Here is a 12,751-nt window from a genome sequence, read left to right as displayed (position 1 = left end):
GGCCTGAAAGCCGCAGGGTCTCCATGGGAGGAGACACCCAGTGAAAGCGCGTTCCAGTTCGTCAAAGGAGCCAGTCACCGTGAAGAAACCCGCCGCCAAGGCCACGCCAGCAACCAAGCCCGCCGCAACGAAGGCGCCGGCTGCGAAGCAGGCTGTACCTGCGGCAAAAAAGGTTTCCGCCGCTGCACATGACTCCCCCGCGAAGGAGAAAAGCGCATCCAAAAAGCCCGCAGCAGCCCCGGCCAAGGCCGAGACCGCTGCAAAGAAGTCCGCCAAGCCTGCCACTGCTGCGACCAAGACCGCAGGCGCGGGCGCCTCGTCATCCAAACCCGTCGGCCGCCCTGCTGCCGTTACTTCCGTCCCCTCGAGTCCCATGAAAAAAACGGCTGCCGCCTCCACTTCCGCCCCGGCGACACCCTCGATGCCCGCTCAAACCGCCACGCCCGCTCCCGCGCGTGGTGGCCGCGTGTCCCGGCTGTCGCAATTGACCGTCCCCTCGATGCCGCAATCCGTGGCGTCGACGGCCGCCAAATCCAGCTTCTCGCAGGCGCCGTCCACCGCGCTGGTGCCGCCGCCGCCCCTGGCCGTCAAGAAAGACCCGAAGCTGGCCAACAACTGGAAGACCAAGACGCCCGCCGAGCTGAGCGACGCCGAAGTCATCGCGATGCCCGACGACGAGTACATGAACGACAAGCAGATGGCGTTCTTCCGCCTGAAGCTTGCCGAACTCAAGCGCGGCATCCTGGAAAACGCCGGCGAGACCACCGAGCACCTGCGTGAAGACACCGTGGTCGTGCCCGACCCGGCCGACCGCGCCACCATCGAGGAAGAACACGCCCTCGAGCTGCGCACGCGCGACCGCGAACGCAAGCTGCTGAAGAAGATCGAGCAGTCGATCCAGCGCATCGACGCCGGCGACTACGGCTACTGCGACGAAACCGGCGAACCCATCGGCGTGGGCCGCCTGCTGGCCCGCCCGACGGCCACGCTGTCGCTCGAAGCGCAGCAGCGCCGCGAGCTCAAGCAGAAGATGTTCGGGGATTGACCGAGAGCACCCCCGGGACACTTTCCGTTCGATAGTCTTCACCGCATGGCCAAGGAAGAATCGGGCCGCCTTTTTTCGAAGGTGGCCAAGTTTGTTCGCAATCCCCTGAAGGATTGGTCGGAGCTCGACGCGCCGGCCGCGTCCGATTCCTCGCTGCCCGACCAGACCTACAGCCGCGAGATGCTGAAGGAAATGATCGAGCGGCGCCAGCGCAACGACTTCGTGCGCCGGCGCGAGTTCGACATGCTGCGCAAGCTGCGCCAGCGCGAAGCCGCCGCGCACGCCTTCGACGGCACGGTGACGCCGTCGTCGTTCAACGTCAACAGTTCTTCCGGCAAGCAGGAAGGCCGCGCGCTCACGCTCAAGAAGATCGACGAGATCGAAGAGCAGATGTCCCAGCAGTGGTGGAAGGGCCGCGGGCCGAACGGCGAAGCGCTGTCCACCCCGCCGCCGGACGCCGGCGCCGAAACGCTGCCGCCCGTGCTCGACGACGAGGCGGCCGAAGGGCAGCCGGCGGCCCAGCCTCCGGTTCAAACCGTTGCGCATGCGGCCCACGCACCGGCCGATGCGCCTGTGTCGGCACCCGCTTCATCGCCTGACACGACACCGGCCGCCGCCAGCACGCCGCTGACCTCTTCGCACCTCTCGCACGACGGCGCCCTGGAAGAAGCGGTGATCCGCTTCGCGCACGGCGACGACACCGGCGCGGAAGCCATCCTGCTGCAGGCCCTGGCCTCCGAGAGCGCGCCGCCCGAGTCCGAGAACGGCCAGCACGGCCAGCACGCCTCGATGGCCGAGCGCGACGACGACCGCTGGCGCGCCCTGTTCGACCTCTACCGCGCCACGGGTGCCGCCGCCAAGTTCGCGGCCGCCCGCATGCGCTACGCCCAGCGCATGCGGCGCATGGGCCCCGACTGGGTCTCGCTCGAGGAGCTGGCCCGCAGCGTCAAGGCCGTCACTGCCAGCGAAGAGGCTGCAGGTGCCGCCGCCGAGGGCGACGCCCACGCCGATTGGGCCAGCCCGCCGCGGCTGGCGCGCGAGGGGCTGGTGGCGCTCACGCGCGCGCTGTCGAAGGCGGGCTCGGTGTGGACGCTCGACTGGCGCAGCCTGGGCGGCATCGAGCTCGAGGCCGCCGCGCCGCTGCGCGTACTGTTCAACCACTGGTCCGACTCGCCGGTGCAGCTGCGCTTCATGGGCTCGGCCCAGCTGCTGGCCGTGCTGGCAGAGGCGTCTCCCAACAACGATCGCAGTACCGAGGATGTGTGGTGGCAGCTGCACATGGCCGCGCTGCGGCTCATGCACCTGCCCGACGACTTCGAGCTGGTGGCGCTGAACTACTGCATCACCTACGAGGTGTCGCCGCCTTCCTGGCAGGACCCGCGGGGCGAATGCACCGCGCTGGCCGCGCCGGCGGTGAACCGGCACAGCTCGGTGTGGTCGCTGCTGTCGGTCGGCGGCGATTCGGAGAGCTTTCCGTCCACCGACAGTGGCTTTGCCGCGCTGGCGGGCGACCTGCGGGGCGAGTCGCTGTCGAACTGGCAGCGGCTGGACCACGACCTGCGCCACACCACCGCGCCGGTCATCTCGTGCGCAGCGCTGCTGCGCATGGATCTGGCCGCCGCCGGCACGCTGCTGAGCTGGGTGCGGGCGCGCGATGCCAACGGCGAGCGCGTGCAGTTCGTGGATGCGCATCGCCTGATTGCCGCGCTGTTCAACCTGGTAGGCATTGCCGATCACGCCACCGTGGCGGTTAGGAAAAACTAAGGGCCCGGCCCGCCCTTGCGCGGGTTGCATTGCCTGTGGCCATCCCCAAGTGGCTTCGATGGAACAGTTTCACGGCACCACCATCGTGAGCGTGCGCCGCAAGACCCCCCAAGGCGATCAGGTCGCCATCGGCGGGGACGGGCAGGTCACTCTCGGCAATATCGTCATCAAGGGCACGGCGCGCAAAGTGCGCCGGCTTTATCACGGCAAGGTGCTCGCCGGCTTTGCCGGCGCCACGGCCGACGCCTTCACGCTCTTCGAGCGCTTCGAGGCCAAGCTCGAAAAGCACCAGGGCCACCTCACCCGGGCGGCGGTCGAGCTGACCAAGGACTGGCGCACCGACCGCGTGCTGCGCAAGCTCGAGGCCATGCTGGCCGTGGCCGACGCCACCACCTCGCTCATCATCACCGGCAACGGCGACGTGCTGGAGCCCGAAGACGGCGTGATCGCCATCGGCTCGGGCGGCGCCTACGCCCAGTCGGCGGCCAAGGCGCTGATCGACAACACCGATCTTTCGGCCGAGCAGATCGTGCGCAAATCGCTGGCGATCGCCGGAGAAATCTGCATTTACACGAACATGAACCACACCGTGGAAGCGCTCTGACCATGTCCATGACCCCCCAGGAAATCGTCTCCGAGCTCGACAACCACATCGTCGGGCAGCCGGCCGCCAAGCGCGCCGTGGCCATCGCCCTGCGCAACCGCTGGCGCCGCCAGCAGGTCGACGAAAAGCTGCGCCACGAGATCACCCCCAAGAACATCCTCATGATCGGCCCCACGGGCGTGGGCAAGACCGAGATCGCGCGCCGCCTGGCACGCCTGGCGGACGCGCCCTTCATCAAGGTCGAGGCCACCAAGTTCACCGAGGTGGGCTACGTGGGCAAGGACGTCGATTCGATCATTCGCGACCTCGCCGAAATCGCGGTCAAGCAGACGCGTGAATCGGAAAGCGTCAAGGTGCGCGCGCGCGCCGAAGACGCGGCCGAGGAACGCATCCTCGACGTGCTGCTGCCGCCGGCGCGCGGTGCCGACGGCGCCACGCCCGCGCTGGACGGGCCCAACCCCACGCGCCAGGCCTTCCGCAAGAAGCTGCGCGAGCACCAGCTCGACGACAAGGAGATCCAGCTCGACCTGGCCGAGACGCGCGCCCCGCTCGAAATCATGGGCCCGGCCGGCATGGAGGAAATGACCGAGCAACTGCGCGGCATGTTCGGCCAGATGGGCGGCGGCAAGCGCAAGACGCGCAAGCTGAAGATCGGCGAGGCCATGCGCCTGCTGATCGACGAAGAGGCGGGCAAGCTGATCAACGAGGACGAGATCCGCGCGCAGGCCATCACCAACGCCGAGCAGAACGGCATCGTCTTCATCGACGAGATAGACAAGGTCGCCACGCGCAGCGACGCGCAGGGCTCCGACGTGTCGCGCCAGGGCGTGCAGCGCGACCTGCTGCCGCTGGTGGAAGGCACGGCCGTGAGCACCAAGTACGGCGTGGTGCGCACCGACCACATGCTGTTCATTGCGAGCGGCGCGTTCCACCTGAGCAAGCCCAGCGACCTGATTCCCGAGCTGCAGGGCCGCATGCCGATTCGCGTCGAGCTGCAGTCGCTGTCGGTGGCCGACTTCGAGAGCATCCTCACGCAGACGCGCGCGTCGCTCGTGAAGCAGTACCAGGCGCTGCTGGCCACCGAGGGCCTCACGCTCGAATTCACGCCCGACGGCGTGAACCGCCTGGCCACCATTGCGTACGAGGTGAACGAGCGCACCGAGAACATCGGCGCGCGCCGTTTGTCCACCGTGATGGAGCGTTTGCTGGATGAGGTAAGCTTCGATGCGACCCGCCTGGAAGGCCAATCGATCCGCATCGATGCCGCCTACGTCGACCAGCGCCTTGCGGCACTAAGTCACGACGAAGACCTCTCGCGCTTCATCCTCTGAAGCCGCTTCTCTTGCCCCTGTAACGGCGGCAATGCTTCACGCATCACTTTCACTGCGTGAGCTAAGTAGTTCATTCTCAACGAAATTCGCCGATTCCATGCATTTGGAATCGGCGCTAAGTCGTTGATTCCATTACAAAAAATACCACCAACGGCCAGTTGCTTCCTAAGTGTTTCCTGCTACAGTGCAAAAAAGTGCAGTTAAGTGGGAGAAAGTGCGGGTAGTGCCCCCTTCGGGTGCTGCGGCAGCTCCCAACACAGGGGTTTCGTGGTCGTGTTTCAAGGCGCTTCATCGCTCAGTCTGGATGCCAAGGGGCGGCTCTCAGTGCCGACCCGGCATCGCGACGTCCTGAGCGCCACGGCAGGCGGCCAGCTCACGATCACCAAGCATCCGCACGGATGCCTCATGGTGTTCCCCCGTCCCGAATGGGAAAAATTCCGCGAACGCATTGCCGCGCTGCCGATGTCGGCGCAGTGGTGGAAGCGCGTCTTCCTGGGCAACGCCATGGACGTCGAGATGGACGGCACCGGCCGCATCCTGGTTTCTCCTGAACTGCGCGCCGCCACCGGCATCGTGCGTGACACGCTGCTGCTGGGCATGGGCAACCACTTCGAACTCTGGGACAAGGCCACCTACGAGGCCAAGGAGGCCGAGGCCACCCAGGGCGAGATGCCGGATGTGTTTCAGGACTTCGCGTTCTGAGGACTCACGTGAACACCCCATGGACCCATACGACCGTCTTGCTGAACGAAGCGGTGGAAGCTCTTCTTTCAGGCAGCACGGATGCCGCCGGCACCTACGTGGACGCCACCTTCGGACGGGGAGGGCACGCGCGCGCCATCCTCGCGAGGCTGGGGCCGCAGGGCAGGCTGATCGCATTCGACAAGGATGCGGAAGCAGTGGCCGAAGCAGCGCGCATCTCCGATGCGCGTTTTTCCATCCGGCACCAGGGATTCCGCTCGCTGGGCGAACTGCCCGACGCGAGCGTCGACGGCTTGTTGATGGACCTGGGCGTGAGTTCGCCGCAGATCGACAACCCGGTGCGCGGTTTCAGTTTTCGTTTCGACGGCCCGCTCGACATGCGCATGGACACCACGCGCGGCGAGAGCGTGGCCGAATGGCTGGCAACGGCCGAACTCCAGCAGATTGCAGAGGTGATCCGTGACTATGGCGAAGAACGGTTTGCTGTTCAGGTTGCAAAGGCGATTGTTGCTCGCCGACAAGAACGGGGCCCAATTTCAACCACCACCGAACTGGCCGAGCTCGTGGCTGGCACGGTCAAAACCCGCGAGCAGGGCCAGAACCCTGCAACGCGCACATTTCAGGCTTTTCGGATTTTCATCAACGCCGAGCTTGAAGAGCTGCAACAGGCGCTAGAAGCGAGCCTTTCCGTGCTCAAGCCCGGCGGCCGTCTCGCGGTGATCAGCTTCCATTCGCTGGAAGACCGCATCGTGAAGCAGTTCATCGCGAAGCACTCCAAGGAGGTCTACGACCGCCGCGCGCCCTTTGCCGCGCCCAAGGTGATGAAGCTGAACGCGCTGGAGCGCATCAAGCCGTCCGACGACGAAGTGCGCGGCAACCCGCGCTCGCGCAGCGCCATCCTTCGCGTGGCCGAACGCACCGAGGCCAGCTGAGCATGGCCCGCATCAACCTGCTCCTGCTGCTGGCCGTCGTCGCGACGGCGCTGTACCTCGTGCACACGCAGTACCAGTCGCGCCAGCTCTACACCGAGCTGGACCGCGTGCAGCAGGAAGCCCGCCGCCTTGAGCTGGACCGCGACCGCCTGCAGGTCGAGAAGCGCGCCCAGGCCACGCCGCTTCGCGTCGAAAAGCTCGCCAAGGAGCAGCTGCAGATGCGCACCACCTCGCCGGCCATCACGCAGTACGTGCGCCCCGACGGCTCGGTGATTCCGGCCGTCGCGCCCGTGGCGCCGGCCATGCCCGCGACCACCGGTGCCAAGCCCGCCGCCAAGCCGCCGGCCAAGCCGGCCGCCAGGCCCGTGACCGCCACGAGGGCCGCGCCATGACCCGCCGCAGCGTGCGCTACACCACCAGCCCCCTGCTGGCGAGCAAGACGCCGGTCTGGCGCAGCAAGTTCATCGTCGCGGGCATCGCGCTCGGCTTCGTCATGCTGGCGGGCCGGGCCGCCTACGTGCAGGTGCTGAACAACAGCTTCTTCCAGCGCCAGGGCGAAGTGCGCTTCGCCCGCACGCTGGAGCTGCCGGCCAACCGCGGCCGCATCCTGGACCGCAACGGCCTCATCCTCGCGTCCAGCGTGGTGGCGCCCAGCATCTGGGCCATTCCGGAAGACATCGAGCGCGACGACCCCGAGGTGCGCGCCAAGCTCAAGCAGGTCGCCAAGCTGCTCGAGATGCCGCAGAAGGACTTCGACAAGAAGCTCGAGGACGAGGACAAGACCTTCGTCTGGGTCAAGCGCCAGGTCGACGAGCCCATCGCCAAGCAGATTGCCGCGCTGAACATCAAGGGCATCTACCAGCGCCGCGAATACAAGCGCCAGTACCCCGAGGGCGAGGCCGCCGCGCACGTGGTGGGCTTCACCAGCGTGGAAGACAACGGGCAGGAGGGCATCGAGCTCGCGTTCAACAAGGACCTGGCCGGCAAGGCCGGCTCGCGCCGCGTCATCAAGGACCGCCTGGGCCGCGTGGTCGAGGGCGTGGGCGACACCGTGCCGCCGCTGGACGGCAAGGATATCCAGCTGAGCGTGGACAGCAAGGTGCAGTTCTTCGCCTACCAGAAGCTGCGCGACGCCGTCACGGCGCGCAAGGCCAAGGCCGGCAGCGTGGTGGTGCTCGACAGCACCACCGGCGAAGTGCTGGCGCTGGCCAACTACCCGAGCTACGTGCCCGACAAGCGCCAGAACCTCACCGGCGAGCAGCTGCGCAACCGCGCGCTCACCGACACCTTCGAGCCCGGCTCGACCATGAAGCCCATCACCGTGGCCATGGCGCTGGAAGCCGGCCGCGTGAAGCCCTCGACGCTCATCGAGACCGGCCCCGGCCGTTTCCAGATCGGCGGCTTCACCATCAGCGACACGCACAACTACGGCACGCTGACGGTCGAGGGCGTGATCCAGAAGTCGAGCAACGTCGGCGCGCTCAAGATCGCCCAGAAGATGACCCCGCACGAGATGTGGGACACCTACACCGCGCTCGGCTACGGCCAGAAGCCGCAAATTCAGTTCCCCGGCGCGGTCACCGGCCGGCTGCGCCCCTGGAAGACCTGGAAGCCGGTCGAGCAGGCCACCATGGCCTACGGCTACGGCCTGTCGGCGTCGCTGTTCCAGATGGCGCATTCGTACACCTCGTTCGCGCACGACGGCTCGCTCATTCCGGTCACCATCCTGAAGAACACCGAGCCGCCGGTGGGCGTGCGGGTGTTCTCGCCTTCGAACGCGCTGGCGGTGCGCAAGATGCTGCAGATGGCCGCCGGCCCCGGCGGCACCGGCACGCGCGCGCAGACGGTCGGCTATTCGGTCGGCGGCAAGTCGGGCACGGCGCACAAGCAGGTTGGCAAGGGTTACGCGAGTAACAAATACCGCGCATGGTTCACCGGCATGGCGCCCATCGAGAAGCCGCGCATCATCGTGGCCGTGATGATCGACGAGCCCAGCGACGGCCAGTATTTCGGCGGCGTGGCCGCGGCCCCCGTGTTCAGCGAAGTTGTTCAGCAGACGCTGCGCATGATGAACGTACCGCCCGACCTGGCGGTCAAACCGCTTGTGATGACGCAGGGCGTCGACGAGAGTTTCTGAACATGCTGACCTTCACTTCCCCCCCATTGGCCGCGGCCTGGCTCAAGGAGCGCGCGCCGCAGGGCGCCATGCACGCCGACAGCCGTGCCGTGGGCGCGGGCGACATCTTCATTGCCTGGCCCGGCGCCGCCACCGACGGCCGCAAGCACGTGGCCGCCGCGCTGGCGCAGGGCGCGGCCGCGTGCCTGGTGGAGCACGAAGGCGTGGAAGCATTCGGCTTCGACGGCGATGAACGCATCGTGAGCTACCCCGGCCTGAAGGCCGCTACCGGCCCGATCGCCTCGGCCTTCTACGACAACCCCTCGGCGCTGCTCGACGTGCTGGCCGTGACCGGCACCAATGGCAAGACCTCCACCGCCTGGTGGCTGGCCGAGTCGCTCTCCACGCTGCGCGCGGCGGGCGGCGTTCGCGCCATGAAGCCCGACGGCACCGTGCAGCGCGACGCGCCTTCGCCGTGCGCCGTGATGGGCACGCTGGGCATCGGCATGCCGCCCGCGCTGACCTACACCGGCCTGACCACGCCCGACCCCGTGATGATGCAGCGCGAGCTGCGCTCCCTGGTGGAGCGCGGCTTCGGCGCCTGCGCCATCGAGGCCTCGTCCATCGGCATCGCCGAGCGCCGGCTCGACGGCGCGCAGATCGCGGTGGCCGTGTTCACCAACTTCACGCAGGACCACCTGGACTACCACGGCAGCATGGACGCCTACTGGCAGGCCAAGGCCGAGCTGTTCCGCTGGCCCGGCCTGCGCGCCGCGGTGATCAACATCGACGACACGCACGGCGCGAGCCTGTGCGCCAACCTGATCGACGCCGGCATCGGCGCGCTCGACGTGTGGACCGTGTCCGCCGAGGGCAAGCCGGCCCGCCTGATGGCGCGCGACATCGGCTACGACGCGCAGGGCCTGCAGTTTTCCGTGGCCGAGCACGGCACGGCCGAGGTGCAGCGCCTGTCGACCGGCCTCATCGGGCAGTACAACGTGGCCAACCTGCTGGGCGTGCTGGGCACGCTGCGCGCGCTGGGCCTGTCGCTGGAGCGGGCCGTGGCCGCCTGCGCCAACCTCACCAGTGTGCCGGGCCGCATGGACCGCGCCGGCACCGGGGAGGGCGCGCCGCTGGCCGTGGTCGACTACGCCCACACGCCCGACGCGCTCGACAAGGCCCTCATCGGCCTGCGCCCGCTCGCGAAGCAGCGCGGCGGCGCGCTGTGGTGCCTGTTCGGCTGCGGCGGCGACCGCGACCCGATCAAGCGCCCGATGATGGCCGCCGTGGCCGAGGGCCAGGCCGACCATGTGGTCGTCACCAGCGACAACCCGCGCAGCGAAAAGCCCGACGCGATCATCGCGCAGGTGCTGCGCGGCTTCTCGCGCCCCGAGGCCGCCCAGGTGCAGCCCGACCGCGCCATGGCCATTGCCAACGTGCTCGCGCAGGCGGCCCCGCAGGACGTGGTGCTCATCGCCGGCAAGGGCCACGAGGCGTGGCAGGAAATTGCCGGCCAGCGCATCGAGTTTTCCGACAAGGCCCATGCGCTGCAGGCGCTGGCACGCAGGGTGAACCCGGGTAACCCAGGTAACCCGGTAAACACCGGGAGCGTGGCATGACCGACAGCACGCCGCTCAACCTCACGCTGGCCCAGGTGCAGCAATGGATTCCGGGTTCGCGCCTGGTCGGCGACGGCGCGACCGTCATCGCCCGCGTGCACACCGACACGCGCACGCTCGCGAGCGGCGACCTGTTCGTCGCGCTCAAGGGCGAGCGCTTCGACGCCAACGAATTCCTCGCCGACGCGAAGGCGCAGGACGCCGTCGCCGCCATTGCGCACCATGGCCTCGAAGCCGCCGGACTGGCCGGGCTCGAGGTGCCCGATTCGCTGGCCGCGCTCGGCGCGCTCGGCGCCGGCTGGCGCGCGCAGTTCACGCTGCCGCTCATTGCGGTCACCGGCAGCAACGGCAAGACCACGGTCACGCAGATGATCGCGGCGGTGCTGTTCGCGTCCGCCGCCGAACGTGCTGAACGGGCCGAACGTGCGTTGGCCACGGCCGGCAACTTCAACAACGAGATCGGCGTGCCGCTCACGCTGCTGCGCCTGCGCGCGGAGCACCGCCGCGCGGTGCTCGAATTGGGCATGAACCATCCGGGCGAAATTGCGCGGCTGGCCGCCATCTCGCGCCCGACCATCGCGCTGGTGAACAACGCGCAGCGAGAGCACCAGGAGTTCATGGCCAGCGTCGAGGCGGTGGCCGTGGAAAACGCCGCCGTGTTCGCGGCGCTGCCCGACGACGGCACGGCCGTGTTCCCGTACGGCGACACCTTCACCGCGCTGTGGACCGACATGGCGCGCGCCGGCGGTTCGCGCCGCTGCATGACGTTCGGCGAAGCGCAGGACGCCGACATCTCGCTCGAGAGCGCCGAATGGGCGCAGGGCGCGTGGGCCGTGCGCATCCGCACACCGCTGGGCGCCTTCGCCACCCGGCTGCACATCGCCGGGCGCCACAACGTGGTGAATGCACTGGCGGCGACCGCCTGCGCGCTGGCGGCCGGCGTGTCGCTGGAGACCATTGCCGCGGGCCTGGACGCTTTCGTGCCGGTCAAGGGCCGCTCGCGCGCCAGCGAGGTGGTGCTGGCCGGCGGCCACGCGCTCACGCTGGTGGACGACAGCTACAACGCCAACCCCGATTCCGTGATCGCCGCCATCGACGTGCTCGCCGCCCTGCCGGCGCCGCGCCTGCTGGTGCTCGGCGAAATGGGTGAGGTGGGCAACCGCTCGCCGGAGTTCCACGCCGAGGTCGGCGCCTGGGCCCGGCAGCGCGGCATCGAGTCGGTCTACACGCTGGGCGCCGCCACGGCGCATGCCGCCACCGCCTTCCAGGGCGGTGCGGACGGACGACATTTCGACGAGTTCGACGCGCTGGGCGCGGCCGTGCTCGCGCGCCTGCCGCAGGTCGGCAGCGTGCTGGTCAAGGGATCCCGCTTCATGAAGATGGAGCGCATCGTGCAGGCCATCGAGGCACAACAACAAAAGGAGGCCGGTCATGACGCATGAGCCGCGCGAAAACACATGCTGCTGACTCTCGCCCAATGGCTGCAGACGCTGTCGCCCGAATTCGGGTTCCTGCGCGTCTTCCAGTACCTCACCTTCCGCGCGCTGATGGCCGCGGTGACCGCGCTCGTGGTCGGCCTGGTGGCCGGCCCCTTCGTGATCCGCCGGCTCGCCGCGCTCAAGATCGGCCAGCCGGTGCGTGGCTACGGCATGGAAACGCACCTGACCAAAAGCGGCACGCCCACCATGGGCGGCGTGCTGGTGCTGTTCGCCATCGCCTTCGCCACGCTGCTGTGGTTCGATATCTCGAACCGGTTCGTGTGGATCGTGCTGTGGGTCACCATGGGCTTCGGCGCCATCGGCTGGGTCGACGACTGGCGCAAGGTGGTGCGCAAGGACCCCGAAGGCATGCGCTCGCGCGAGAAGTATTTCTGGCAGTCGGTGGTGGGCCTGCTGGCGGGCTTCTACCTGCTGTTCAGCATCTCGGAAAGCTCCAACTGGCGCGTGCTGCAGCTGTTCTTCGCCTGGGTGCAGTCGGGGTTCGACCTCGACTTTCCGCCCAAGATCAACCTGCTGGTGCCCTTCTTCAAGGAAGTGAGCTACCCGCTGGGCGGCATCGGCTTCGTGATCCTCACGTACCTGGTGATCGTGGGCGCGAGCAACGCGGTGAACCTCACCGACGGGCTGGACGGCCTGGCGATCATGCCGGTGGTGATGGTGGGCTCGGCGCTGGGCGTGTTCGCCTATGTGACGGGCAGCGCGGTGTACTCCAAGTACCTGCTGTTCCCCAACATTCCGGGCTCGGGTGAGCTCCTGGTGTTCTGCTCGGCCATGGCCGGCGCGGGCCTCGCCTTCTTGTGGTTCAACACGCACCCGGCGCAGGTCTTCATGGGCGACGTGGGCGCGCTGGCGCTGGGCGGCGCGCTGGGCACCATCGCGGTCATCGTGCGCCAGGAAATCGTGTTCTTCATCATGGGCGGCATCTTCGTGGTCGAGGCGATCTCGGTGATGGCGCAGGTGATGTACTTCAAATACACCAAGAAGCGCTACGGCGAAGGCCGCCGCGTGCTCAAGATGGCGCCGCTGCACCATCACTTCGAGAAGAGCGGTTGGCGCGAGACGCAGGTCGTGGTGCGCTTCTGGATCATCACGATGCTGCTGTGCCTCGTGGGCCTGTCCACGCTGAAGCTGCGGTAATA

General features: G+C 67.9%; 11 protein-coding genes. All 11 read left to right on the top strand.

The window, feature by feature from the left end; genetic code table 11:
- Positions 1 to 421: 421 nt before the first annotated feature.
- The 11 genes from dksA (at position 422) to mraY (ending at position 12,749) form a co-directional block, all read left to right on the top strand.
- Positions 422 to 1,045 (top strand): RNA polymerase-binding protein DksA, encoded by a 624-nt coding sequence (gene dksA, locus AB6807_RS34190; protein WP_116910576.1) that lies wholly within the window; start codon positions 422 to 424, stop codon positions 1,043 to 1,045.
- A gap of 45 nt (positions 1,046 to 1,090) precedes the next feature.
- Positions 1,091 to 2,809, top strand: a complete 1,719-nt coding sequence (locus AB6807_RS34185; protein WP_371088023.1) for an STAS domain-containing protein — start codon at positions 1,091 to 1,093, stop codon at positions 2,807 to 2,809.
- A 58-nt stretch (positions 2,810 to 2,867) separates the two neighbouring features.
- Positions 2,868 to 3,413, top strand: a complete 546-nt coding sequence (gene hslV / locus AB6807_RS34180) for an ATP-dependent protease subunit HslV (protein WP_042578379.1) — start codon at positions 2,868 to 2,870, stop codon at positions 3,411 to 3,413.
- 2 nt (positions 3,414 to 3,415) lie between these two features.
- Positions 3,416 to 4,744 carry an ATP-dependent protease ATPase subunit HslU gene (gene hslU / locus AB6807_RS34175; RefSeq protein ID WP_371088022.1) on the top strand — a complete coding sequence of 443 codons (1,329 nt, stop codon included), beginning with the start codon at positions 3,416 to 3,418 and terminating at the stop codon, positions 4,742 to 4,744.
- A gap of 273 nt (positions 4,745 to 5,017) precedes the next feature.
- Positions 5,018 to 5,446 (top strand): division/cell wall cluster transcriptional repressor MraZ, encoded by a 429-nt coding sequence (gene mraZ / locus AB6807_RS34170; RefSeq protein ID WP_012746060.1) that lies wholly within the window; start codon positions 5,018 to 5,020, stop codon positions 5,444 to 5,446.
- 8 nt (positions 5,447 to 5,454) lie between these two features.
- The gene (gene rsmH / locus AB6807_RS34165) at positions 5,455 to 6,378 is read left to right on the top strand and encodes a 16S rRNA (cytosine(1402)-N(4))-methyltransferase RsmH (RefSeq protein WP_116910573.1); all 924 of its coding nucleotides are present in this window, start codon (positions 5,455 to 5,457) and stop codon (positions 6,376 to 6,378) included.
- Between the two features lie 2 nt (positions 6,379 to 6,380).
- Positions 6,381 to 6,770 (top strand): cell division protein FtsL, encoded by a 390-nt coding sequence (gene ftsL / locus AB6807_RS34160; RefSeq protein ID WP_286517967.1) that lies wholly within the window; start codon positions 6,381 to 6,383, stop codon positions 6,768 to 6,770.
- Positions 6,767 to 8,515, top strand: coding sequence for a penicillin-binding protein 2 (locus tag AB6807_RS34155; RefSeq protein ID WP_116910571.1), 1,749 nt, complete (start codon positions 6,767 to 6,769; stop codon positions 8,513 to 8,515). The genes ftsL and AB6807_RS34155 overlap by 4 nt, the downstream gene beginning before the upstream one ends.
- Positions 8,516 to 8,517: 2 nt before the next feature.
- Positions 8,518 to 10,113, top strand: a complete 1,596-nt coding sequence (locus AB6807_RS34150) for a UDP-N-acetylmuramoyl-L-alanyl-D-glutamate--2,6-diaminopimelate ligase (protein WP_371088021.1) — start codon at positions 8,518 to 8,520, stop codon at positions 10,111 to 10,113.
- Positions 10,110 to 11,555 (top strand): UDP-N-acetylmuramoyl-tripeptide--D-alanyl-D-alanine ligase, encoded by a 1,446-nt coding sequence (gene murF / locus AB6807_RS34145; protein WP_371088020.1) that lies wholly within the window; start codon positions 10,110 to 10,112, stop codon positions 11,553 to 11,555. The genes AB6807_RS34150 and murF overlap by 4 nt, the downstream gene beginning before the upstream one ends.
- A gap of 15 nt (positions 11,556 to 11,570) precedes the next feature.
- Entirely contained in the window at positions 11,571 to 12,749 is a 1,179-nt protein-coding gene (mraY, locus tag AB6807_RS34140) for a phospho-N-acetylmuramoyl-pentapeptide-transferase (RefSeq protein WP_116910568.1), read from the top strand.
- Positions 12,750 to 12,751 lie beyond the last annotated feature (2 nt).

Origin of the sequence: Variovorax sp. RCC_210, from assembly GCF_041355175.1 — a bacterium.
Classification (GTDB): Bacteria; Pseudomonadota; Gammaproteobacteria; order Burkholderiales; family Burkholderiaceae_C; genus Variovorax.
This window is presented reverse-complemented; position numbering and strand designations above follow the sequence as displayed.

Bases quoted from the DNA above. Each gene is read 5' to 3' on its own strand.
- murF (WP_371088020.1), top strand. From the start codon at position 10,110: ATGACCGACAGCACGCCGCTCAACCTCACGCTGGCCCAGGTGCAGCAA.
- AB6807_RS34155 (WP_116910571.1), top strand. From the start codon at position 6,767: ATGACCCGCCGCAGCGTGCGCTACACCACCAGCCCCCTGCTGGCGAGC.
- AB6807_RS34185 (WP_371088023.1), top strand. From the start codon at position 1,091: ATGGCCAAGGAAGAATCGGGCCGCCTTTTTTCGAAGGTGGCCAAGTTT.
- AB6807_RS34150 (WP_371088021.1), top strand. From the start codon at position 8,518: ATGCTGACCTTCACTTCCCCCCCATTGGCCGCGGCCTGGCTCAAGGAG.
- dksA (WP_116910576.1), top strand. From the start codon at position 422: ATGCCCGCTCAAACCGCCACGCCCGCTCCCGCGCGTGGTGGCCGCGTG.
- hslU (WP_371088022.1), top strand. From the start codon at position 3,416: ATGTCCATGACCCCCCAGGAAATCGTCTCCGAGCTCGACAACCACATC.
- mraY (WP_116910568.1), top strand. From the start codon at position 11,571: ATGCTGCTGACTCTCGCCCAATGGCTGCAGACGCTGTCGCCCGAATTC.
- hslV (WP_042578379.1), top strand. From the start codon at position 2,868: ATGGAACAGTTTCACGGCACCACCATCGTGAGCGTGCGCCGCAAGACC.
- ftsL (WP_286517967.1), top strand. From the start codon at position 6,381: ATGGCCCGCATCAACCTGCTCCTGCTGCTGGCCGTCGTCGCGACGGCG.